Here is a 23,157-nt window from a genome sequence, read left to right as displayed (position 1 = left end):
TGCTTTGCGACACCTGGAGCAACGTTTTAGAGAGTGGGGGCTGCAATGAGCATGACAGTGGCAGAGCGAACGCTGCTGATCGAAAGTATTCAGCAAGGGTTAGCCAACGACACATTGGCCATTGGCGAAGCGGTACGCCGATTGCGGGTTGAGGTGACCGGGCTGCACCAAAGCCAGTTCGCCAAGATGTGCAAAATCTCCGTGCGTACGCTGGTGAACATAGAGCACGGAGAAGGGAACCAGACGCTCAAATCACTCAACGCCGTGTTCCGCCCATTCGGGATGCAAATGGGCGTGGTGAAGATTCGGCGCACGATCTACTGACGGGTTGGATGTGCACCGATCTACTGTGGGAGCGAGCGGGCTCCCACTGACTGCACTGGGGCTTGCTCGCGATGGCGGTTTCCCGGTGTCAGCCGCGACACTCCACCAGCGTTTTCAACTGACCCGAGCCCGTCTGGTTCTCATCCGACAACCACTGCTCAAACCCGGCCCCAATCGCCGGCCACTCCGAATCCAGGATTGAGTACCACGCGGTGTCGCGGTTCTGGCCCTTGACCACCATGTGCTGGCGGAACACGCCTTCGAAGCTGAAGCCCAGGCGTTCGGCGGCGTATTTGGAGCGGGCGTTGCCGTTGTTGCACTTCCATTCCAGGCGACGGTAACCCAGGGCGAAAGACTCTTTGGCCAGCAGGTACACCGCTTCGGTACTTTTCGGTGAGCGCTGCATCGGCGCGCCAAAGGTGACGTGGCCGATTTCGATGCGGCCCTGGGCCGGGACGATCGACATCAGGCTGAGCATGCCTTGTACGTCGCCGCTGGCGCGGTCGATCACGCAGAAGAAATACGGGTCGCTGCTGGCGGCATGGTTGTTCAGCCAGGCGTTGAACGCACTGCGTTCCGGGAACGGGCCATAAGGCAGGTAGTCCCACAGCTTCGGGTCGGCGTCAGGGCCTTGCAGGGCTTTGAACAAGCCGTCGGCGTGACGCGCAGGGTCGAGTTTTTCCAGGCGAATGAAGCGCCCTTCGATCAGTTGAACCGAGGGCGCCGGAACGCCTTTCCAGTCCGCGAGTGAAGTCGACATGTTGCTCTCCTTGAGCCTTAAAGGGTTTTGCAAAACTGGATGTAACCCAGACGCTCGGCGATACGCTCGTAGAGCTGGATCGCGGTAGCGTTGGTTTCGTGGGTCAGCCAATGGACCTCAGTGCAACCGTCGGCCTTGGCGGTGGCGTAGACGAATTCGATCAGTTTGCGGCCGACACCGGTGCCACGTGTTTCGGGCGTCACCAGCAAGTCTTGCAGGTAGCAGGAGTTTTCAATGCTCCAGTTCGAGCGATGGTAGATGAAATGCACCATGCCTACCGCTTTTCCATCGGCCCAGGCGAGGGCGGCGTGAGTCGGTTCGCTCGGGTCGAGGAAGCGCTGCCAGGTGCTGTGGCTGACCGCCTCCGGCAGTTCCGTGTTGTAGAAGCGCAGGTAAGCTTGCCACAGCGGTTGCCAGGCGGCGTGGTCATTGGCGGTGACACGGCGAATCTCGATCTGACTCATGTTCATTCCTTGGGCATCAAGTGGGCGAGGGCCTGGTCGTGCAGGTCGGGGCTGGCGCTCAACCCCTCGCGTACGCCGGCGATGTCTGCGGTACTTCGGTTCTGACTGAGTTTGCGTTTGCCTTCCAGGCGCTGGATTGGCAGGGCGAACCCGACGATGGCCTTGAGCATGCCATCGATGTAGTGGGTGGGGGCGTCGTCGACTTTCCACGGTCGGCCGCGGCCGCTTTCATGGCGATCGGTCAGGGCGCTGACCAGGTTGCGCAAGCGATGGGCGTCGCTGAACACTTCGGCCGTGCCATAGGCGTGCACAGCCACGTAGTTCCAGGTCGGCACGACTTTGCCATGGTCGGCTTTGCCTGGATAAAACGATGGACTGACGTAAGCCTCGGCCCCGGCAAAAATCACCAGCGCCTCGGCCCCGGCTTCCAGTGCCTGCCACTGCGTATTGGCGCGGGCGAGGTGGCCGTAGAGCGTGCCGTTGGGCCCTTGCTCGGGGCTCAGCAGCAGCGGCAGATGGCTGGCCTGCAGGCCCTGCGCGCAGTGAGTGACCAGTATGGCCAGGCGCGTGTCGAGGATTTGCTGATGCAGGGAAGGGAGGTCGTCAGTGGCAAAGGCGCTGGGGGTGTACATGGAGATTTTCCTTGGCGAATGCCTGCATCCTAGGCAGGCTATTGGTCTGTTGTAAGAGCCATTACTGGCCCATTTAAGAGGTCCAATGCGATGACGAGCCTGCCGCTGGCCTTGTCGTTCAACCCCGCCGGTATCGAACTTGATCGCCGCCAGGGCCTGAGCCGCCAGCTTTATCAAGCCTTGCGTATGCGTGTGCTCGATGGCCGCCTGGCCAGTGGTACGCGTTTGCCGGCCAGCCGCGACCTGGCGGCAGCCCTGGCGATTTCCCGCAACAGCGTGGTCCGTGCTTACGACCAGCTCTATGCCGAAGGTTTTATCGAAGGGCGAGTCGGCGACGGTACGTATGTGGCGCAATTGCCGCAGGCCGCGTTCCCCACGAAAAAATTATCCACAAAAGTATCCACAGGGTTTTCAACAGGCTTACCCACAGGTTTATCCACAAATTGGCTGGATTTGCCTGTGATTACATCCAGTAAAGTTATCCACAGTGGCGCGTTGGAGCGGGTCGAGAGGCATCATTTGGCCACGCCAGCGGGTGGTCCGCCGAGGGCGTTTCGGGTGGGGGTTCCGGCCTTCGATCTGTTTCCGTTCGAGGTCTGGGCCAAGCTGAATGCGGCTTTCTGGCGCAAGCCGGATTTACAGCAACTGTGTTACGGCGCGCCGGAGGGGGACGAACGTTTGCGTGGGTTGATCGCCGCTTACTTGCGCAGTTCGCGAGGCATGCAGTGCAGCGCTGAGCAAATTGTGATCACCAGTGGCGCGCAGCAAGGAATCAGCCTTTGTGCACAGCTGCTGGTCGAGCCCGGCGATGAGGTGGTGGTGGAAAACCCCGGCTATCGTGCCGCCGGTCATGCCTTCGCGGTCGCCGGGGCGCGGTTGCAGGGTGTCTCAGTGGACAGCGACGGCATTAATTGCGCGCAACTCAATGGCTTGAGTGACTGCCGACTGGCCTATGTCACGCCGTCACATCAGTACCCGACCGGGGTCATCATGAGCCTGGCCCGGCGTCTGGAGTTGCTGGCCTGGGCGGAGCGCACGGATGGCTGGATCATCGAAGACGATTACGATGGCGAGTACCGCTACAGCGGTGCCCCTTTGGCACCCTTGGCGGCGCTGGACCGGCAGGGCCGGGTTATTTACGTCGGGACTTTCGGCAAGGTCGCATTTCCGGCATTGCGCCTTGGCTATCTGGTGTTGCCGATGGGGCTGGTGGAGGCGTTCGCCCGGCGCCGGGCGGTGGACGTTCGGCACTCCGAGGTCAGCACTCAGGTGGTGATGGCCGAGTTCATGGCCACCGGGCACTTTCAGCGGCATATCCGCCGTATGCGCCGGGCAGCACTGAGCCGGCGCAATACCGTGCTGGCCGGTTGGCCTGTGGATATTCCGGGAATGGGCAGCCTGCCGAATGTGGCGGCAGGGCTGCACATGACCGTGCCGGTCGAGAGCCAGGCCCGTGAGCGTGAGCTGATCGAAAAAGCCGCCAGTGTCGACGTCGAAATCAATGGCCTGAGCAGCTACTGGCTACCGGACTCAAGCACCCCGGTGGATCAGCGGGCAGGGTTGGTGCTGGGTTTTGCGGCGGTGCCGGAAGCGGCCATCGAGTCAGCGCTCGCGCGTTTGCGCAGTGCCTGGCGTCGGTAAAAGGCGGGTTGGCAGACCAGCCCCTTTACAGGTCAGTGGGGCTCGAGTGCCAGGAACAGTGACTGGGTGGACGCATTGGTGATTCGACGCAATACGTAGTCAATCGGTTGAAGAGTGGCCAGCTGTTGCCGAAGTTCGGGCTCCAGTGTCGCCAGGTATTTGTCAGCTACTTTCAGGTGGACTGCGGTGGGTTGAGTGGCGTTGCTCTCACGTGTTTCGTAGTGGAAATGCGCAACCCATAGTTCCTGGTCATTGTCGGTGATGTCGAGAACCCGGTACTCCTGAAAGTAGTCCTTGCGCCCCTTGGTTCTGATCCTGCCCTGCTCGTTGCGGACGATTTTGATCTGTTGGTTTTCGTTTAACCATTGAAAGTACTCCTGCCTGGGTTTGCGCTTCTTGAGCATTTTCGTGCGGGAATGGATGCCCTCCTTGCGGAGCCTGGCGGCAGCTTCACGCATCTCCAGGCTCTGACCTGACAGGGGAGGAGGTTGTTTACCGGCACTTCGGATGTTGCTCATGGCCCTGTCGAGGTTTGTCGCAGACTCTTCCAGTTTGAGCGCCTGTTGGTCGAACAGGTCCTGCACATCGGCGGGGATTCGGTTCGCACGCTCGGCATCCCGGTTAGTACGTCTGATGAAATCGGGTACGTCCAGGTTGAGGTTCAGCGCGGCAGCGATGGTATCGAGATCATCCAGGACGGGCCTGGCGGGCTGAGCGTTTTTGGGGGTGAGCTTGTGGAACACCTCCTGTTCTTTCACCTGTTCAGGTGTTTGGGGCTGCTCACTTTTCACGCCTCGTGGACGGGTCTTGGTGATTTTGACCTTAGGCCGCGACGGCCCTGCAACGACAGGTTCAGGAGGTTCCTTGAGGAACGTCTCTTCGGCTTCGGGAAGCAAGCCGTCGAGCTGGGTCAGCGTCAGTGCCTGAAATTCCGAGATCAATGTTTGAAGGTGGTCGAGAGACGTTTGCCGGACCATCCCAGGGTATCGGGCTGGCAGGTCCTGGATACGCTGATGGGCATCGGCGTAGATATCAGCCAGCCTGGAGAGTTTTCTGATGCGCGCCTCGGTAGGCTCGGTGTCGCTCGACTGTTTCATCATTTGCGCGACTTCATGGCTGGCGTCGGCCGCATCGACCACAATATCGGCGATTGCCGCCCGAGCCTGTGGCATGGCCTCCTCAGATCGTTCTTGAACGCACAGCTCGTAGGACATGCCGATTTCGTTGGCCTTGAAGTCCAGTCGGGTGAGCTTTGGCAGGAGCCTGGCGATGCTTTGGGTTTCGGTGAACCCTGTGCGGCCCAGTACCTTGAGGCCTGTCAGGGTGGCTTTTGACAGCTCAAGCCGTTCGATGATGGCGTTGCCCAGTGCGGTTGCCTGCTGGATGTCGGCCAGGTGCCCGCGCACGGGTTCAGCACTGTTGAAAGGCGCTTGCGCCGCCAGTTTTTGCGTGAGGTGCGCGTATTGGTTTTTCTTCACCGTGAACCAGAGTGTCAGGAACTTTTCCTGCTCGGTGGTGAGGCGTAACAGGTCGTAGGCGTAACCGGTTTCACCGCCCAGCGAACGCCACTCGCGTAGCTGTTCGAGGGCCTCTCCATAGCTTTTGATCCGTTCATCGAGCTTGTCGGTGTAAAGCCTGGACGTTGTTTCGAGGTGCTCGTCGGTAGCCTGAACCATAGCGTTCTGGAGGCGCTTGAGTGCTTCCTGATGGGTTTTCTCCTGGCTCTTGAATGTCTCTAACTGAGTGTCGAGTTCGTGTTTACGGTTCTCCTTTGCTTGCTTGAAGGCTTTCAAACGGCTTTTGGGACCACCGCCACGCAACCGCAGCCGTGTATCGACGTTCCACTTGCCGAGTGGGTCATGAGTCAGTAGCGGGCCTGGGCGCAAGGGGTGTTCCGGATTGAGGATCTGGACCTCCTCGTCGTCATCGATACTGATCTGAAACCAGCGCTCGCCGACCTGTGCATAGTGCGTATCGTTGAGCTGATACAGATGGGGCGGCTTCGCATTCAGCGTCTTTAGCCTGGTGCTGTTCAAATCTGGCGCAGAGACTTTGAGCGTGTCCAGAAAAGCGTCCAGTGTCGGGCCTGAGCGACGAGGGGCCGATACACCGACTTTCAGGGATGAGGCATGGCTTGCGGGCAGTTCAAATACCAAGGGGTCCATGGAAATCGTCGTGGGTGCAGGTGCAGGTGCAGGTGCAGGTGCAGGCTCTGGTGATGGATGTGATGTTGGCGATAGTGGCTGATCCCACGCTGGTTTCTGGCGTGAATGCCCAGTCCACTCGCTATGACGCTGTTCGTAAGCGCGGTGAGTCAGCACAACCGCGAGTGTCACCAGCACATCGCCCAATGAACGCCACTCGACCAGCGTGTCGCCTTGTTCATGGGCATCGAGCGCTTGCTGGATCCCGCTGATGCTTTGCCACACCCAGACGGCGGTCCCTACAGGCCCGCTCAAGAAGGTCGAGGCGACGTTGAAGATCGCCCAGGCGCTGTCCTTCAAGAGTGCCCAGCGTCTTTCGCCATTGGACAGTGACTGCCGGTCCGCCTCCTCGACCATGGTGCTGGCGTTGCTGTGAAACAGGGCTGCCAATAGGTCGCCGACGATCTCCTCGCCTCCCAGGTCGATGGGCCCGGCCAGGTCCAGAGTGAATAATGTCTCGATACCGGACTGAGCCGCCAGCCATGGCGAAGGTAGGCCCACGGGGAAGACGTATTGCGCATATTCGAAGCTCAGCGCCGGGGTCGCAAGCCACGCCAGTATGGAGTCGCGCAGCTCGCCCGGTTGGTGCAGGGCGTAAACCAGGTTTGCCTCCGAGGCAAACTGCAACAGAGGTTGCTCAAGCAATGGCCGGTAAAGCAGGCAAGGAGCCCCCGGTGTGTTTCGCGGGCCGATAATGAACATGTTTGTGACGGTGTCACCGCCAGACAAGAGGCGATGCCGGGGCATGAACGTGAGGGGGCGAATCACGATGTCGAGAGCGCCTTGTCGCGGTTTTCCAAGCGCGATATTCATCAGCTCGCAGATGTAGCGATAACCTGTTTCATTGACCCCGTCTTCCTGTTCAAGCATGCACTCCAGCGCCTTGAGCTGCAGCAGTTCGGGCAGTTGGCTGACGTAGCGCTGCTTCTGTAGCGCGACTTGCACTGGATCATCGATCAGTTTGCTCTTGAGCAACTGCGGATAGACCTTGCCGACATTGACCTGGGCGGCCATGGCAATGAGGTAATCAACGGTCAGCCATCGAGGGACGGGATCGTTGTTTTTGAAATGCACTTCTGCCAGGTAAGGGGCGGTATTTTGCAGGGCGAAATCACCCAGGCTTTCGATATGCCTGTCATGCGGGTTGGGCAAGGTGAACCCACCAGCGGTGAAGCTGTTGGTCACTGTGATTTGCAGGTCATCAAGCGGTAGCTGCGCAGCCCCTTCGGCGGCTTTGTCCGTGACAATGGCTTCACGCATTTTGGTCTGCGCGTATGCACCGATCAGCGGGATATCGTTCAGGCCTGAGGCGTTTTGCAGTTTTCCCAGGCGGGAGAGGCAGTGGCTATAGTCTTGCAGGTGACTGGCCGAGGCGCTTGATAACCAATCGGGTATGGCCGCCTCAAGCTGCTCGATGCGGTTCTTGTCGGCGGTGCTGAAATGTCCTGCCGAGGTGAACGCCCGGCGCAAGCCAGGGGTTGTTCCGGCCGTCGGCATCGAGGGGATGAGTGTGTCGATGGCGTCCATTTGAGAGCCGATCAGCGCCCAGGCCATGTGATCGAAAATGTTGCCTGCTGGCTCGACCAGTCGCCACTTGAGCGTGCGACCTGCCAGGTCCATGTCGATCCGGGCGGGTAGCGACGCGCCCAGTTGCTCCAGAGAATCGAAAGCCTCGTAGCTGCCTGCTATCGTGTACAGCATGATTTGCTCGCGCTGTTTGTAAGTTGCCTTCAGGACAATCGCGCCTCCCAGCATGAGGTGGTTGGTGTTGGTGGTTTCACTGTTGTCCACGTCGATCAGGCAGGCTTCGATGCCGGGGATTTCAGTGTTTCTCAATGCCCGTTCGGTTTTGTCCGGATGGTTGTACACCGCACGGGCCACGGCGCATTGATCGGCGTTCCAGCCTTTTGCCTGTTGAACATTGAACGCGTTTCTCAGCGTCTCGCAGAGCCCATGCCAGCGGGGTTGACCGTTGACCGCCTGATTCCAGAAATCCAGTTCGCGCTGTTGAAACTCGACGGATAGCAGGGGGACGAGATCGTTCAGCAGTTGGGCTATGTCTTCGACACTGACAGCGAGATGAACGGGAGAGCTGGTTAGGGGCTCAGGCGTCAGGAAGTGCTCACCCTCGATGAAGTTGGCGACACCTGCGCGAAAGCTCAGGTGCACCAGTGCACGGGTTAATGTCTCCACGTATGGCGTGTCGGCACTTAAGATTCCGTCCTCCAGGCGCCATCCTGGAGTGACGATCAGGGTTTGGTCGGGGTCGATGTCGAGCTGCGGGTAAAGTTGTTTCAGCGCTTCGCGCAGCACCTGCGAGCTGACGTCGTCGAGCGTGGGGCCCTGACTGGTCAGGCTGACCAGGTTACTTCTGACCAGCAACAGCATTGCGTTGCTTGGGGGAGTGGTTGTGGATACTTGTGTCATGGTCATTTTCCTTTTTGACCGGGGCAGAGGCTCTGAAAGTAGTGGGTCGCATGAGGGGGCTGGCGGTACTTAAATATCGTCAGGTAAAAAAAGACCCGCTCGGGGCGGGTCTTCAAAGGTGCGTAAACGAAGGGGTGTTCAGGTCCCGGACTTGATCTAGGTCCAGGCCCGTGTCCGCGCCCGTTCAGCATCACGCGGCAGCGGTTGCAGGGTGTGCAGCGTGTGGTGATTCAGAGAACGGCAGGAAAGGCCCAAAGGGGATAAATACGGCCAAAGTGGTTGACCGAAATTCGCCCCTTTGTAGTGAGGGAGCTTGCTAGCGCTCGGTCGAGTAGCGGCCGCAAACCGGCCAGCGCAATTGTCCTGAAACAGTGCACTGGCAGATTTCAGGAGGGCTTCGCACTCCCGCGCGAGCAAGCGCCCTCGTCGCAGGGGTTAAGTGTCAGATCAGTTCGCCGCACAGATCCAGTTCAACCAACCGCCGAACTTCAGCGGTCTCCAGCCCAGCACCCAACAGCGCATGCAGCTTGCCGAACGCCGCCTCGCGAGTCATGCCGCCCCCGGACAGCACGCCCACGCCGCGCAAGCGGCTGCCGGCCTCGTAGACGTCCAGTTCAACGCCACCTTCATGGCACTGGGTGATCGCCACCACCACGATTCCCTGATCCCGCGCCCGCGCAAGGCTGGCCAGGAATTCCGGGTTGTCGCTCGGCCCGGTGCCGCTGCCGAAGCATTCGAGCACCAGCCCCTGAACACCGCTGTTCAATACGCCATCGAGTTGCCCGGCACCGATGCCGGGGAACAACGGCAGCACGCCGACGTTCGCCAGTTGCTTGATCTTGCGGTAATGCAGTTCCACCGGCAGCGAAGGCACTTTAACGCCGCCGCCCTGACGTTGCAGGCGGGCAAACGGATGCCGGCCGAAGCTGCGGATTTTCGCGCAACGGGTCGGGTCCAGCAGCTCGCCATGGAAGTACAACTGAACGCCGGGTGCCAGGCCTTGGCCGAGGGCGACCAGGGCGCCGCCGAGGTTTTCCCAGGCGTCGCTGTCGGGCACACCGGCCGGCAGCATGGAGCCGGTGAACAGCACGCGAGCAGGCAGGCCGAGCAGTTGGAAACTCATGGCGGCGGCGCTGTAGGCCAGGGTGTCGGTGCCGTGCAGGATCAGCACGCTGTCGCAGCCGTCGACGTCGACCGCTTCGATGACCGCCTCACGCAGGCGCTGCCAATAGGCCGGGGTCATGTTGGCGCTGTCGATCAGCGGGGTCATTTCGCGAAAGCGCCAGTTCGGCACGATCAATTCGGGTTGGCTGTGCAGGTAGTCGCGCATCCGCGCTTGGAAACCGGATGCCGGGGCCAGGCCGTGGGCGCTGGCTTGCATGCCGATGGTGCCACCGGTGTAGAGCACCATGACGTGCTGCGCGGCAGGATAGGTCGAGGAATTCATGGAGCTTCTCCGAAAACGATGACTTCTTGTGGGAGCGGGCTTGCTCGCGAAGGGAGCGCCGCGGTCTTGAGCTCGAACCAAAACGGCAGCCTCAACAAGCTGCCACAACCTACGACCGAGCATGACGCCGGTCGCACGTTGTGTCACGTCGGGCGCAGGGGATGCGCCCGGGTTTTCACCGATCAGCGTTGCGCTGCGGTCACGCCTTGCGGCTCAGCTTCGGCCTTTGGGGCGGCGGCTGGCGGGTTGGCAGGCCAGGCTTTCAGGTCCAGGTCCAGGTCCGGGAACTTGGCGGAGTCGAACACTGGTGTCTTGATGCCCGCTGCGCGCTGGTCATCGTAGTCACGCAGGATGCGCATGCCGACCTTGAACAGCAGGAACAGCGCGATCAGGTTGACGAACGCCAGCATGGTCATGGTGATGTCGGCAAACGCGAACACCGTGCTGAGGTTCTCGATGGCGCCCCAGAAAATCAATACCAGCACCAGTGCGCGGTAACCGATCAGCGCCTTGCGGTTGTCGCCGATCAGGAAGCGCAGGTTGCTCTCGCCCAGGTAGTAGTTGTAGAGAATCGAGGTGAACACGAACAGCGCCAGGGCCACGGAGATGAACATCCGGCCCCATTCGCCGACAACGGCGGCCAGGGAGTTCTGGGTCAGGGCAATGCCGTCGCCTTCAAAGCCCGGGGTGTAGAAGCCCGACAGCAGGATCAGCAACGCGGTGCAGGTGCAGATCACGAAGGTGTCGAGGAACACGCTGAACGCCTGAACCACGCCTTGCGCGACCGGGTGTTCGACCGAGGCCACGGCGGCTACGTTCGGTGCACTGCCAAGGCCGGCTTCGTTGGCGAATACGCCACGTTTCACGCCCATGATGATGGCGCTGCCGATCAGGCCACCGAAGGCCTGGTCCAGACCGAAGGCGCTTTTGACGATGGTCATCAGCATGCCCGGCACATGGTCGAATTGCAGCACGATCACGTACAGGGTCACCGCGATGTAGACCAGGGTCTTGACCGGCACCAGCAGGTCGGCGATGGCGGCGATGCGCTTGATCCCGCCAATGAACACCAGGCCCAGCAGCACCGCCAGGCCGAGGCCGGTGTAGGTGGTGTCGAGGCCAAAGGCATTGTTCAGCGAGTGCGTTACCGCATGCGCTTGCAGGCCGTTGAAGGCAAAACCGAAGGTCACCAGCAACAGGAACGCCATGATCATCCCCAGCCAGCGCTTCTGCAGACCGTGCTGGATGTAATAGGACGGGCCGCCGCGATACTGGCCTTCGGAGTCGCAGCGCTTGTAGAGCTGGCCGAGGGAGCACTCGAAGAAGCTGCTGGACATGCCGACCAGTGCGGTCACCCACATCCAGAACACCGCACCCGGGCCGCCGAGCGTTACGGCAATGCCGACACCGGCGATGTTACCCGCGCCCACACGTCCGGCGAGGCTGAGCATCAGCGCCTGGAACGAGCTGAGCTGGCCGGCGCTGCTGCGCAGGCTGTCGCGGAACACGGAAAACATGTGGAAGAAGTGGCGCAATTGGACGAAACGCGAGCGGATCGTGAAGTAGCTACCGAGCCCGACAATGAGCACGATCAGTACTTTCCCTGAGAGGAAGTCGTTAATGACTTCAAGCATGGAGTATTCCTCGCTGTTTTTTCTGGAGCAAAAGCTGGACGGTTCGACACATCGCGTTACACCCGGTTGCGCACGGCACAACAGGTGGGGCGAGGGTTCGACCCGGTTCCATTTCGCGGGTTGTTATAAGTGCGGTTTTCGCATGAGGGGGAGCCTCGTTACCGACGGCTGCTCATGCGAAGAGGGCGGGCACTATACCTAGGCGCGCGCCAGCCGTCTGCACAGCCGTGGTGCAGGTGACGAAACGTGAGGGGTGCGTCACGCCCGGCGCGAAAGTTCCGGGCGGATAAAATCGCCGCCCTGACAGGCCCAAGGCCCGCCCGGCAAGGCGTTTCGAACCTTGGATGTGAGCCGGGCAAAAAACCTGGGGCGGTTCACTGATTGGCCGGCGGTTGCCCTGTTTTGCTCATGGGTCAGGCCATTTGGGTTAGCTGACGGGCAGCATGCACCAGTTGCTCCAGTTGATGATGGGCCATGGCGCGGTCCATTTGCAGCAAAGGCTGGCGGTTCCACAACACCCGGTCCTGACTCACGGGATCACGCCCCAGCACCGGTTTGCAGACGTCCTGGCTGAACAGGTTCTGCTCTTCGACCGGCGCGTGCCCGGTTGGCGTCACGTTGACGAACATCAGCAGGTAACCGACAGGATGCTCGGTCAGGTGGCAGACATGGTTGTCGAGTTGCAGGCTGGTCACCGAATCGATGGTCGAGGGGGCCGGCAGTGACAGTGAGAGGCAGAGCTGCTGGATCGCGTCTTGAAAGTGCGCAGTCATGATGATTTCCGAGGGCTAAAAGAACGCATTAGAGCAGTACGGAAAATCGCTAACTATCAGCCATGGTTGGAGTTTTTTAACTTTGGTGAACAAATTTTCCGAACCGCAGCGTCTGCAAAAATCACGACCAATCCTGATAGGTCGCCCCCGAAAATCTCCCTAGACTTCCCGGCAAATCAAGGGCAACACAGAAGGAAGTCACCTTGCAGATCAATTCGTTGGCTCATAGCCACGGCACACTCCCAACCCAGGCTCCAGGCATACAGGAAGGTCGATTGGGCAACCTGAGTGCTCGTCCGGTCGACACCGACGCTGCCGCAAAACTGCTCGCCGGGCGAAATGAGTCACCCCAGGGGGGCGGCTTGCTCTCACGCATCCTGGCCCAGATCATCCGACCGTTTGCGGCGGTGCGGGAGTGGGTTGGCAACTTGCTGGGGCACAGCGCCCCTCGTGCCCCGCAGGCGGCGCCTCAGGTCCAGACACCGCCCGTTTCTGCGGCGGAACTCAAGTTGATGATGCAGCAGTTTGCGCTCAAAGAAGCCCCTAACGGCTTGGCCAAGGCGGGTCAGTTGGCCGACGTCACTGCCGCGAATCTGCTGGAAAAACACAGTGCGCTCGCCACCGGCAATGGCGCCTTGCGCTCCGTGGCAACCGCGTTGAAAGCCGTCAAGGATCACTCGCAGAACACTGACAATCGTTCGGTGGCGACCACGCTGCTGGATCAGAAAGTGGCAGGTATTTCCTTGCAGCAATGGGCCACGGTCGGCGGGCAGGCCAGCGCTTGGCTGCAAGAGGCGACCGCGCCGCAGTTGGCGCAAGCCGCGCAGCAACTCAATCAACTGGCCAGCGGTGTCAGCCAGTTGGAGCAGGCGGTTGGTCGGGAGTTGAGGGGCGAACCCGTGACCCCGCCACCCGCCGATAAGCTGGCCGATGCGCTGCTCGAGCATTTCGGGCTGGAGGCCGAGCAGTACCTGGATGAACCCAAGGATGGCCAGACGCCTGCCTTCAGCGATGGGGAAGTGATGGCCATCGGGCTCTACACCAATGGTGAGTATCAGCCGTTGAACCGTGCTTTGCGGGCCGGCAAGGAGCTGGATCAGGGCCAGTCGGCAATTGCCGAGGGGTTAAGCTCGGCATTCGGCAAAGTCGACGCTGACGAGACCGTCGTCAAGACCTTCCGGGGCACCCGCGGTGGCGACGCGTTCAGCGGTGTCGCAGAGGGCCAGAAAGGCCAGGACGCGGGCTACCTGTCGACGTCCATGAATGCGCAGACCGCCAAGGATTTTGGCAACCATGGCACCCAGTCGACCGTGTTCGGCAAGTCCGGGCTGGATGTCAGCGCCATCTCGATCGAGGCAAACGAGCAAGAGATCCTCTACAACAAGGATACCGAGATGACCGTGCTGTTCAGTGCGAAGGACAGCCAGGGGGTGACCAAGCGCGTGCTGGAGGAGTCCGCGTTGTCCGCAGACAGCGGGCGTCAGAAGGGTTTGCTCGATGCGCTGGATTTACCCGCCGCACCGAAGGCGCAGCCGGGTGATGCCCTCAGCCAGGACCCGCGTTTGAGGCTGCGTGGCCTGGATCTGGCCTGATCCGCTTCCTCGCCTGTTTTTGCCTTGCCTGATCGCCACTCGGTGACTTTTCGTACAGACCTCTAGAGCCAGATATCGAGCTGGCGTTCCTCAAAGGCAATCGGCTGGCCCTGCTCAAGCAACCGTCGAATACTCGGCCCGAGCAAGTCTTGCGGGCCGTCCAGCGGTTTGGCGGGGCTTGCCTGGAAACGCCGCTGATTGGCACTGACCTGTTCCAGGATCTGCCGGTCCTGGCGCAGGATCACCCGGAACAACTGGCGCAACACGCTGCGCTTGAGCACTGCCGGAAGCCAGCCGCGCGCCGTGGCGATTCGTGCAAACAGGCGTAGCTGGCCGTCGCCGCAAGGCGTCAGCCAGGCGCTGACCAACAGATTGAGGCCGTCGCGGCGGTCGCGGTACTCGATTTCCGCCAGGCCCGGCAGACGGAAACGGCCCATGCTGGCGCCGCGCTCACCTTCGAACAGTCGCGAGATCAGCCCTGACTGTTTGCCTTCCTCGCTGTACACCGCCTCGACGCCATCGGCGAGCGAGCGAACCCGTGCGCTGATTTTCTGCCGTTGCTTGTCGTGACGGATCCAGCCAGCGTGGACGAAATGGGTGTGGAAACCGTCGAGGAAATTCTCTGCCGCGTCCTGCAACGAACACTGCACCTGATCGGTGATCCAGAACGTGTCGAGCTTCTGCCGGTGTTCGGCGGGGGCAACGGGCGGCGCCAGCGGGCGCTCGGCGTTCAGGCTGACCCACACCAGCCCATGGGCCTCGCAACTGGGCAGGCTGTCGAGCAGCGGCTTGCTGCACGGTGCCAGGTCGGTACCGGGCACGCGGGTACAACGCCCGTCAGCGGCAAACCGCCAGCCGTGATAAGGGCATTCGATCTGCCCGTCACGGACCTTGCCCGCGCTCAAGGGTGCGAAGCGGTGCGGGCAGCGATCCGGCAACGCGGCGGGGCGCCCGTCGTTGGCGCGGAACAGCACCAGCGGCGTGCCGTGTACCTGGCACGCCAGCGGTGTGTTGCGCAGTTCGTGGCTGAGCGCCACCGGCCACCAGTGAGCAAGCGGATTCACAGTTTGAGCTTCCTCATCATGGGCACGCCGATGCCATGCAGCAGACGGCTGAGTACGGTCCACACCAGCCGCCGCCCCCAGGACAGATGGGCGACGTGGATCAGGCTGTATTCGATCTGCGGCTGGCCGCCACGCAAGCGTTTGAACCCGGCGGCGCCGGAGCTGAAATTCAGCACCTGGCGGCGCTCGACGGCTTCTTGCAGGCACAGGCGCGTCAGTTGCCGGTACAGCCCGGCCCGTTGGGGCAGTGCGGTGTCGTAACCGACAATCGGGGTGCTGATCACTGCCGCATTGGCGAACCAGCCCAGTGCGCCGTCGATACGTCCGTCAGGGGTGCGCAAGGCGCGCAGTTCGAGCCAGCCTTCGCGATGGCCGCGCTGCATCCATTGGGCGCTGTAGTGCGGGTTCAGCGTGCAGTACTTGTCCAGGTAAAGCAGGTTGTAGAGGTGCTCGATGCGCTGGAAGTCCGCATCGCTCAATGCCGAACCCGGCACCACTTCATACGGGCTGCGCCGCAGCAGCGTGGCGTCCAGCCGGGTGTTGTGGTGCTTGAGAAACGGCGCCTGCGCCCCAGCCCGACCGTCGAACAGATAGACCTGGCGGCTGGGAATGCTCAGGTAGCCGAGGGCTTCCAGGCATTGGCGCAATTCCCGGTTGCTGAAGTCATTGAGCGAGCGAAAGCCAAACCCGTGATCGGGAAAGGTTCGCCGCAACAGCGCGGTGATCGCTGGCAATTCGGCGACGTTCCAGTCACTCGGGTAGAGATTGGTCGACAGCAGCCAGTTGTTCACCTGCACCAGTTTGTCGACCTTGGCCGCGCTCAGCAGGCGGTCGACGCCTCGGGTCAACAGTTTCAGCGGCCAGGTCAGCCAAGGGCGGCCGAGGCGCTTGAGTTCTTCGCGGGCATAACCGCTGTAGGCGGTCTGGGGCGACACCACGTAGCAGTTGTCGTCCGGTTCGTTGCCTTCGGTGATGCTGACCGGAAACTGCTGCGCGCCGGTGTCGAGCAGCGCCATGCGGGTGCTGACATTGCCGATCAACGCACCCCCGGCGCAGGCGCGCACGTAGTGCCGGGCGAGGCTGTCATTGGGGTTGGCAGGCTCGCTGAGGAGTTGCTCTTCGAACAGCAATTTCATCGTGCGTGCTCGCTTAACGGCTGGCCGTTCCACTCGATGTCCGCCGTGGACGCGGCCAGCAAACCGCAGCGCCGGGACGCGGCCCGGGCGATGATTTCTGCGAGGCTCAACACCTGCGCGGCCAGTGGCCAGAAGTCGCCTTTCTGGACGATCACATCGCGGGCGGCGGCGTAGTCACGCCAGAACGGCGCGCTCAAGGCGCGTTGCGGTGCCGCCAGCACAAGCATCGCCAGCGCGATCATCCGGGGTTCCGGTGTCGGTTCCAGCACGCGCTCGGACGGGTCGCTCAAGCTGCTCACCAACGACCGGCGCTGGTTGTCGAACAGGTGCACGCCGCTGGTGGCCCGTGGGTTGCACTCCAGCACATGGAAACGGCCGTCGCGGTCCTCGATGAAGTCGAAACCCACCTGGCCGGTGTAGCCGGTTGCGCGGCTGAACTGCTCGAGAAACCGGCGCACCGGTTCCGGCGCGCCCGGCTGGAAGTAAATCCCCGAACCACGGCCCACCCGGTACTGCGGGTGATAACAACTGTGGGCGCGCAGGTCGCCGTCGATCAACACGCTGAAACTGCAAAACTCCCGCCCTTCGATAAACCGCTGCGCCACCCATGGTGCGGCGCTCGTGGGCTGCACCTTGCTCAACTGTTGGGCAGAGGGGCGAATCAAGGTCTGCGAGGCGAAGCGCGAGTACGCGGGTTTGAACACCCACTGTGCGGCTTCGTCGACGAGGGCCAGCAATGCCTGACGGTCCGTCAGCAGACGGGTTTCGGGGGCGGCCAGCGCCCAGCCGTGGGTCATGGCCGCGAAGTGCCCCTTGTGATGCAAGCGGTGCAGCAGCGCAAAGTCGCTGGTCAGCACCCGGCACAGCGGTGCCAGGCGTTCGAGGCCGTGGGCCAGGTAAAACACTTCTTCGCAGGTCGGCAGCAGCAGGTCGATGCGCTGGGCCTCGATCACCGTCGCGAGGGCTTCGACCCAGGCAGCCGGGTTATCTCGTGGCTCTGGCAAGCGCACGAAGTGCTGCGCCGAGCGGCTGAAACGGCTGAGCGGCTGGCTCAGAGAATCGCCGACGCTGACGGTCCAGCCGGCCTCGTCAAAGGCTCGCGCCCATTCCAGGCAGGCCGGCGCACGGGCGCCGAGAATCAGTACGTGCATGGCAAGCCCTCGGGCAATTGCAGGAGTTTCAGACGTCGGCGCTTGGCGTGTGGCGGTGGCGCTTGCCAATGGCCGAAGCTCAGCGCCGGAGGTTGCAGGCCCTGTTGGGCGCACAGTGCATGGACGCTGGTGCTGAGGGCTGCGCACAGCTCGGCGTGGTCGTCGGCGGTGCGCAGGTTGATCTGCCAGTGCAGGCCTTGCTGGTGGATTTCATATTCCTGCAACGTGGCACCGTGCATCAGCAAGGCGCGGCGCAGCACATCAGGATAGAGCGCCAGCAACTGACGACCGGCGAGGTCGGGCAGCCAGAGAACGTCATCGGCGCGGCCCTCGACCGCAGCAATTGCCCGCTCGACCCGCCCGCAGGCGCAAGGCGTATCGGCAACCCGCAGGATGTCGTTGAGGCGGTAGCGCACGATCATCTGGGTGCGCCGGGAAAAGTCGGTGATGATTGGCTGGAACCGCGTGCGCTCGGCGTCCAGCCAGTCTGGCTCGATGTGCAGATGGCTTTCGTTCAGGTGCAGGGTGCCTTGCTCGCAGGTGTAGCCGAGAAAGCCCTCGCTGGCCTGATAAATCTGCTGCGGTACGACGCCGAACGCAGCGTGTACGGCATCGGCGTCAGTGCTTTCGAGGACTTCGGCCACCGACAGAATATGGCTGGGGCGGATCGTCAGGCGCCCGGCCAGCGCCGCTTCGGCGAGGCCGCGCAGCACGGTGGCCGGGGCCACCAGCACATCGGGATTTTGCGCATTGAGGCGTGCCAGCGATGCGTCCAGGCCAAGGGTCAGGTCGTGAAAGGCGAAGTCGATCCGGCGACTGGCCAAGGTGGTGTAGAGGCGGCTGTTGGCGCGCAGGAAAAACGCGATCCGCAGCGGCGCGCGCCAAGGGCACAACAAGCGTGGCAGCAGGTGGCGGGGCAAGGTCCGCGCCAGCAGGATGCCGGCCCAGCGCTGGCGCTCCAGCGCACTGACCAGAAACACCCCTTGATTGCCCGAGGTGCCGCTCGACAGCCCGACGGTAATGTCGCCCAGCGTCGGACTGAAGTCGCGGGACTCTTCCGCCTGACGCGCCACTGGCAACACTTGATCCAGGCTCAGGCCACGGGTGTTGCACCCGGCGAAGTCGCCCATCAGCGCGGCTTTGTCCATCAGCGGCAGGTCGGCCAGGTCGGTGACGCCCAGGCCTTTGAAGCGCTGGGCCTTTGGCAGCACGTGTTGCAGGAAGTGCTTCAACTGCCGGGCCTGCCAGGCGTCCAGTTGTTCGCGTCGGGTGAATCGCAGCCGGTAGCGGCTGTGGATAAAACTCAGCGCGCTGCGCAATGCGCCGATCAATCGTTCACTGCTCATCGCTGAACGCCTCCCAGGCCTGGGTGCAATGGGACGGTAACACCGCCACGGCCGGTTCACGGCGGATCAATGTGCCCAGGCCGCTGTAGGTCTGGCGGTACTGCTTGGCGTCGTGGCTGGCAAACCACAACGCGGGCGGAGCCGGCAGGCGCTCGGCGCGGCAGGCGGGCACTGACCAGCAGGCGTCCGCCACCAGAAACACCGGACGGCCCTGGGCGTCCGGGATGAACAAGCCGAGCTGACCTTCGCTGTGCCCCGGCAGCGGCACGCCGATCAGGCTGCCGTCGCCGAGCAAGTCGAGGCCTTGGCTGAAGGGCGTCATCCAGTCTGGCAGCACAACGTTTTTGCAGGTGTCGGCGAGGGTCAGGCGAGCGCCAAAATCGTCTGGCAGCAACGCCGGCAGATGACCGCCGAGGGTGGCGCGCCAGCGATGGCCGCGAAGGTTTTCGATGTGTCGACAGTCGGCGTCCAGCGCAATAAACGAAGCCTGGGGAAAGTCCCTGAGCCCGGCGATGTGGTCGCTGTGAAAGTGCGAAATGATCACCGTGCGAATGTCGTTCGGGCCAATGCCGAAGGCCTTCAATTGGGCGAGCAGTTGTTCCTGCACCGGCAGTTGCACGGGCACCGCGCCGCGATACAGGCGTTCGGGCAGCGCCTGGGTCGCCTTGAAAAAGTGTTCGGCGTAACCGGTGTCGTACAGCATCCACCCCGCATCCGGGTGGCGAATCAGGCCGCACAGCGCGGGAAAACGCGTCGGCGCCCAGCGTCCGCCGCGATCGGCCATGCATTCCAGATGCTGGCACCAACCGGCGCGCAACACGTTGAGGCTGACCGTCTGGCTCATGGTCGCGCACCTTGTTGGGCGAGCCACCACTGCGCGTGCTGGCGAATGCCTTCGTCCTGAGTGATCACGGGGCGGTAACCCAGCTCGGTGCGGATGGCGCCGAGGTCCAGGGTTTGGCTGAACGCGAGCACGCCGGCGCCATAGCGAGTCAGCAAAGGCTCGCCACTGCCGCGCAGGCGAGCGCTGGTTTCCAGCACCCGCGCCACCGTGTCCACCAGCCGCCACGGCAAACGCCGGGTGCGCAGGTTCAGGCGAAATTGCTCGGCGACGCGCTGCAGCAAGTCTTCGAAGGCCAGCGGCGTGCCGTTGCTGACGTTGTAGGTGCATACGGCTCGTGGCAGTGGTTGGGCCAGGCTCAATTGCACCGCGTGCACCAGGTTGTCGACGCAGGTCAGGTCCAGTTGTGCCCGGCCGCCACGCATCAGCGGGATCGGCCCGCGCTGCATGACGCGCAGCAAGCGCGGCATCAGCGTCCCGTCCCACGGGCCGAACACCGCACGCGGACGCAGGATCACCGCTTCGGCGAGCCCGGCCTCACACACCCGCGTTTCGGCCAGCGCCTTGCTGCGGGCGTACTCGTTGACCGGCGGTGGCAGCGGCTCGTCTTCGCGGATGCCGAGGCGATCACGGAAGGCGAAATACAGGCTTGGCGTCGACAGGTGCACCAGCCGTTTCACTTCATTGGCGTGGCAGGCCTGGAGCACTTCGTCGGTGGAGTCCAGGTTGGCCTGGGCGAAGGCCTGCGGCGTACCCCACGGCGAGGACAACGCTGCGCAATGGACGATTGCCGCGCAACCCCGCGTGGTGTCGATCAGTGTGGTGGTGGCAGCGGGCGTACCGTGTTCCAGCGGGACCCAGCGCACCGCGGCGGGGCTGTGGCGAATGACCTCGGCCGCCGCCGCGGCGTTGCGACCGCTGAACTGCACCTCGCAACCTTGGGCCGCCAGTCGCCAGACAATGTGCCGGCCAATGAACCCGGTGCCGCCCGTGACCAGAATCTTCATCAGTACTCCAGGACCATGCCGCCCAGGGACAGGCCTGCGCCGGTACCGATCAGCATCAGCCGTTGCCCGCGCTGGATGCGCTGGTCGCGGATGGCGATGTCCAGCGCGGTGGGCAGTGACGCGGCGACTTGATTGCCGTGTCGGGCAAAGATGTCGATGACCTTTTCCGGGCCGAAGCCCAGCCGCTTGGCCGCATGTTGCATCGCCTGCTGGCTGGCCTGATGGGGGATCACCCAGTCGATTTGTGCCTGGGTCAGCCCGGCCTGAGTCAGCAATTCATCCATCAGCGTGGGCAGGTGCTTGGCCGCAAGACGGAACACGCCTTTGCCGTGCATCGAAAAACTGGTCAGTGGTTCGAACGGGGTGTCGATGCGGCGCGGGTGAAAGCGCGAGCCACCGGCAGGGATCTGGCACAGGTGTGCGCCTTCGGAAAAGGTCTTGAGGCTGGAGGCAATGATCTTCGGCCCGCCATCGCTGACGCCCAGCACCACGGCGGCCGCGCCGTCGCCGAAGATCCCGCAGACTTCCACCTGTTGCCAGTCCAGCCCGCACGAAGCGATGTCTGAACAGACCAGCAGGATGCGCCGGTAGCGCCCGGCGATCAGCGGCCACGACAGGGTGTCGACGGCAGCGATGAAGCCCAGGCAACTGGCGTTGATGTCCATGGCCGGAATGCCGGATTGCCCCAGCCCCAGTTCCCGGTGCAGCAGGGCGGCGTTGCACGGCATGCCTTGGTCCATGGTGCCGCTGGCGCAGGCGATCAGGTCGATCTGGTCCAGTTCGAGGCCGGCCGCGCGCAAGGCGTGGTGCGCTGCAATGGCACCAAGGCTGGCGGCGGTTTCGGCACGGCTGGCGACATGCCGTTGGACCACGCCGCTGATGCGCGCCACGCTGCCCGCCACCAGGCCCAACTCGGTGTCCAGTTGGGCGCTGGTGACAATGCGCTCGGGCAAGGCATGCCCGGAACCCAAAATGGTCACGGGGCGGGGGGCAAGCGGCAAAGGCTGTGAAGTCTGCATTCAAATTCCGTTTGGCGAGGATAAAGCGTCGTGCGATGAATCGGCGGGAGGGTCTTGCGGGCCGCGCACAATGTCGCCCGGCGTGACCGGTGATTTGTGTAGCAGCAGCGCCAGCCCTTTCTGATAGTGCTCGGGGTCCATGTCGTCACTGTGTTTGGCGATCAGCAGCACCTGTTTTTTGCGCAGCAGGGCGGCATCGGCCACTTCATAGAAGTCTTCGCATTGGCTGATCAGGACAATTTTGTTCCAGGCCAGCCGCGAGGTGCGGCGCTTGCCCCGGCTGAGGACTAACTGTTCGTCTTCGATCAGCAGCCGGTAAGCGCCCTCGGCCCGGCTCAAAACAAACTGCACTTTGGCGCGGATCACCCGCTCGTTCAGGCTGCGAAAGTCTTTGTGTGGCCGGGTACGGCGTTCGGCAATCTGCTGGCGCAGCGGCTGTAGCCAGCGGCTGGAATAACGTCGCCAGACCCATAGCAGGCCCAAGGCAAAAACGATGTTGGCGATGATTGCTTCCGGGGTGAATGCCTGCTGCGCAAAATAACTTGCCGCGCAACCGGCTACCAGCAACAGGAGCAGTAGCGCGGGTGAGAGCAAGCGATCCTGCCAGTACGCCGTGCGCTGGTGCAGGCGCGCGCTTTGCAGGTCGTGCTTGTGCATTTCATGAGGTAGCAGGATGCCGATCCGTTTGGCGGTGTGTTCGGGAGTTATGTGAAAGTGAAGTTCCATCGTTCGGCCCTGGCGTCCATGTCCTCGAATGCGGCCGCATCTTAACCGTTTCAGCTTTTACACGGTGTAAGGATCTTGTCGGGGTGGCGAGCAGGCGACGGGCAACTAGCGACCTGAGCGTTGGTCTTTTTGCCTACCGTGGGAAGGTCTCGATGTTCGCTTGCACCAGATTGACCAGCGCGGCATCGAGCGAATGCCGCTGCCGGGCGTAGGCCTCACCGCATGCAGCGAAAGCCTCATCCTGATTGATCAGCGCGGCAGTCTCTGTCGGTGTTGCAGTGCCTGCGTGGCTGTTTCGCAGGTACCTCTGACGCTGGTCTGCTTGTTGGAGCGCGTCCGCCAGTTCACTCATCTGCAAATACCGAAGCTGGGCGATTGCCTGCGGTAGATGAAAATACAGGGCGCTGTCAAAACCCTCCCACTCTTCATGGAGGGTCCATTCGTAGAGCGTCATGAAACAACGCAGCGGTGGCGCCAGCCGTTCGATGTCGTCAAACGCCAGCCAGTACTGGCGTTGCAGGTTCTGCGCGTGCTCAATCGCATCGGCGATCAGCCTAATGGCTCGGCTGTTGTCCTGGGGGTGCTTGCGCAGAATGCGTTCGGTCAAGGTGAAGCGAGCGTCTTCAATGGCGCAGAGTGCTTGAGGCAGCTCGTAGTGAGCGCGTTCCAGATAGGGCTGTGCCTCGGTCGGCGGCAAACCGGACTTGGCCACCAGCAAGTGCAGCAGCTCGCTTTTGAACCGCTCGGCCGCACGTTCCGCATTGCCGGCGCATTGGTCGAGCAGCGTCTGTGCATGGCGCAGACTCACCGGAACGAGTTGCCGCAGGCGTGTGATTGCCTGGATGTGCGTCGTGTCCATTGGTTGGCGATACCTCCCTGTCCGTAACGTTCAGATCGTTTGCTCAGTCGACCACAGGCTGCAACCTTAATGAAGGAGCCCGGCGTTGTCTTTCAGCAGACAAAAAAAAG

Annotated in this window: 19 protein-coding genes; 3 read left to right on the top strand and 16 right to left on the bottom strand. The window is 62.3% G+C overall.

Going from position 1 to position 23,157, the window contains the following annotated elements; genetic code table 11:
• The first annotated feature begins 45 nt into the window (after positions 1 to 45).
• Positions 46 to 324 (top strand): helix-turn-helix domain-containing protein, encoded by a 279-nt coding sequence (locus tag AC1Z1G_RS27315; RefSeq protein ID WP_483623690.1) that lies wholly within the window; start codon positions 46 to 48, stop codon positions 322 to 324.
• An 88-nt stretch (positions 325 to 412) separates the two neighbouring features.
• On the opposite strand, the gene AC1Z1G_RS27310 is transcribed toward AC1Z1G_RS27315, so the two are convergent.
• Genes AC1Z1G_RS27310 through AC1Z1G_RS27300 form a run of 3 tightly spaced genes read right to left on the bottom strand, consistent with a single transcriptional unit; the run spans position 413 to position 2,180 of the window.
• The gene (locus AC1Z1G_RS27310; protein WP_483623689.1) at positions 413 to 1,084 is read right to left on the bottom strand and encodes a GNAT family N-acetyltransferase; all 672 of its coding nucleotides are present in this window, start codon (positions 1,082 to 1,084) and stop codon (positions 413 to 415) included.
• A 17-nt stretch (positions 1,085 to 1,101) separates the two neighbouring features.
• The gene (locus AC1Z1G_RS27305; RefSeq protein ID WP_483623687.1) at positions 1,102 to 1,548 is read right to left on the bottom strand and encodes an N-acetyltransferase family protein; all 447 of its coding nucleotides are present in this window, start codon (positions 1,546 to 1,548) and stop codon (positions 1,102 to 1,104) included.
• A gap of 2 nt (positions 1,549 to 1,550) precedes the next feature.
• The gene (locus AC1Z1G_RS27300; protein ID WP_483623686.1) at positions 1,551 to 2,180 is read right to left on the bottom strand and encodes an FMN-binding negative transcriptional regulator; all 630 of its coding nucleotides are present in this window, start codon (positions 2,178 to 2,180) and stop codon (positions 1,551 to 1,553) included.
• A gap of 90 nt (positions 2,181 to 2,270) precedes the next feature.
• Here AC1Z1G_RS27300 and pdxR point away from each other — a divergent pair, with 90 nt between their 5' ends.
• A complete protein-coding gene (gene pdxR / locus AC1Z1G_RS27295; RefSeq protein WP_483623685.1) occupies positions 2,271 to 3,821 on the top strand; it encodes a MocR-like pyridoxine biosynthesis transcription factor PdxR in 1,551 nt (516 codons plus the stop codon).
• Positions 3,822 to 3,853: 32 nt separating this feature from the next.
• Here the strand turns inward: pdxR and AC1Z1G_RS27290 are convergent, their stop codons facing one another.
• The 4 genes from AC1Z1G_RS27290 to AC1Z1G_RS27275 form a co-directional block, all read right to left on the bottom strand.
• Positions 3,854 to 8,452 carry a dermonecrotic toxin domain-containing protein gene (locus AC1Z1G_RS27290; protein WP_483623683.1) on the bottom strand — a complete coding sequence of 1,533 codons (4,599 nt, stop codon included), beginning with the start codon at positions 8,450 to 8,452 and terminating at the stop codon, positions 3,854 to 3,856.
• A gap of 442 nt (positions 8,453 to 8,894) precedes the next feature.
• Positions 8,895 to 9,899: an asparaginase gene (locus AC1Z1G_RS27285; protein WP_483623682.1), complete on the bottom strand. Its 1,005-nt coding sequence runs from the start codon at positions 9,897 to 9,899 to the stop codon at positions 8,895 to 8,897.
• A 182-nt stretch (positions 9,900 to 10,081) separates the two neighbouring features.
• Positions 10,082 to 11,533, bottom strand: a complete 1,452-nt coding sequence (locus tag AC1Z1G_RS27280; protein WP_483623680.1) for an alanine/glycine:cation symporter family protein — start codon at positions 11,531 to 11,533, stop codon at positions 10,082 to 10,084.
• Between the two features lie 413 nt (positions 11,534 to 11,946).
• Positions 11,947 to 12,306, bottom strand: coding sequence for a CesT family type III secretion system chaperone (locus AC1Z1G_RS27275; protein WP_483623678.1), 360 nt, complete (start codon positions 12,304 to 12,306; stop codon positions 11,947 to 11,949).
• A gap of 203 nt (positions 12,307 to 12,509) precedes the next feature.
• Here AC1Z1G_RS27275 and AC1Z1G_RS27270 point away from each other — a divergent pair, with 203 nt between their 5' ends.
• On the top strand, positions 12,510 to 13,898 hold the full coding sequence (locus AC1Z1G_RS27270) for an ADP-ribosyltransferase (protein WP_483623676.1): 1,389 nt from the start codon (positions 12,510 to 12,512) through the stop codon (positions 13,896 to 13,898).
• Between the two features lie 62 nt (positions 13,899 to 13,960).
• Here the strand turns inward: AC1Z1G_RS27270 and AC1Z1G_RS27265 are convergent, their stop codons facing one another.
• The 9 genes from AC1Z1G_RS27265 to AC1Z1G_RS27225 all read right to left on the bottom strand — a co-directional run bounded on the left by AC1Z1G_RS27265 (position 13,961) and on the right by AC1Z1G_RS27225 (position 23,047).
• Positions 13,961 to 14,962, bottom strand: coding sequence for a Rieske 2Fe-2S domain-containing protein (locus AC1Z1G_RS27265; protein WP_483623674.1), 1,002 nt, complete (start codon positions 14,960 to 14,962; stop codon positions 13,961 to 13,963).
• The gene (locus tag AC1Z1G_RS27260) at positions 14,959 to 16,098 is read right to left on the bottom strand and encodes a GNAT family protein (RefSeq protein ID WP_483623673.1); all 1,140 of its coding nucleotides are present in this window, start codon (positions 16,096 to 16,098) and stop codon (positions 14,959 to 14,961) included. The genes AC1Z1G_RS27265 and AC1Z1G_RS27260 overlap by 4 nt, the downstream gene beginning before the upstream one ends.
• Positions 16,095 to 17,249, bottom strand: a complete 1,155-nt coding sequence (locus tag AC1Z1G_RS27255) for an ATP-grasp domain-containing protein (RefSeq protein WP_483623671.1) — start codon at positions 17,247 to 17,249, stop codon at positions 16,095 to 16,097. Before AC1Z1G_RS27255 ends, AC1Z1G_RS27260 begins: the two co-directional genes overlap by 4 nt.
• Entirely contained in the window at positions 17,237 to 18,595 is a 1,359-nt protein-coding gene (locus AC1Z1G_RS27250; RefSeq protein WP_483623669.1) for a F390 synthetase-related protein, read from the bottom strand. The genes AC1Z1G_RS27255 and AC1Z1G_RS27250 overlap by 13 nt, the downstream gene beginning before the upstream one ends.
• Positions 18,585 to 19,439: an MBL fold metallo-hydrolase gene (locus AC1Z1G_RS27245; protein WP_483623667.1), complete on the bottom strand. Its 855-nt coding sequence runs from the start codon at positions 19,437 to 19,439 to the stop codon at positions 18,585 to 18,587. The genes AC1Z1G_RS27250 and AC1Z1G_RS27245 overlap by 11 nt, the downstream gene beginning before the upstream one ends.
• Positions 19,436 to 20,443, bottom strand: coding sequence for an NAD-dependent epimerase/dehydratase family protein (locus AC1Z1G_RS27240; RefSeq protein ID WP_483623665.1), 1,008 nt, complete (start codon positions 20,441 to 20,443; stop codon positions 19,436 to 19,438). The genes AC1Z1G_RS27245 and AC1Z1G_RS27240 overlap by 4 nt, the downstream gene beginning before the upstream one ends.
• The gene (locus AC1Z1G_RS27235) at positions 20,443 to 21,462 is read right to left on the bottom strand and encodes a 3-oxoacyl-[acyl-carrier-protein] synthase III C-terminal domain-containing protein (RefSeq protein WP_483623663.1); all 1,020 of its coding nucleotides are present in this window, start codon (positions 21,460 to 21,462) and stop codon (positions 20,443 to 20,445) included. Before AC1Z1G_RS27235 ends, AC1Z1G_RS27240 begins: the two co-directional genes overlap by 1 nt.
• Positions 21,463 to 22,188, bottom strand: a complete 726-nt coding sequence (locus AC1Z1G_RS27230; protein ID WP_483623661.1) for a hypothetical protein — start codon at positions 22,186 to 22,188, stop codon at positions 21,463 to 21,465.
• A gap of 133 nt (positions 22,189 to 22,321) precedes the next feature.
• Positions 22,322 to 23,047 carry a hypothetical protein gene (locus AC1Z1G_RS27225; protein WP_483623659.1) on the bottom strand — a complete coding sequence of 242 codons (726 nt, stop codon included), beginning with the start codon at positions 23,045 to 23,047 and terminating at the stop codon, positions 22,322 to 22,324.
• Between the last annotated feature and the right edge of the window lie 110 nt (positions 23,048 to 23,157).

The organism is Pseudomonas sp. JL27(2026) (genome assembly GCF_056933555.1).
This window is presented reverse-complemented; position numbering and strand designations above follow the sequence as displayed.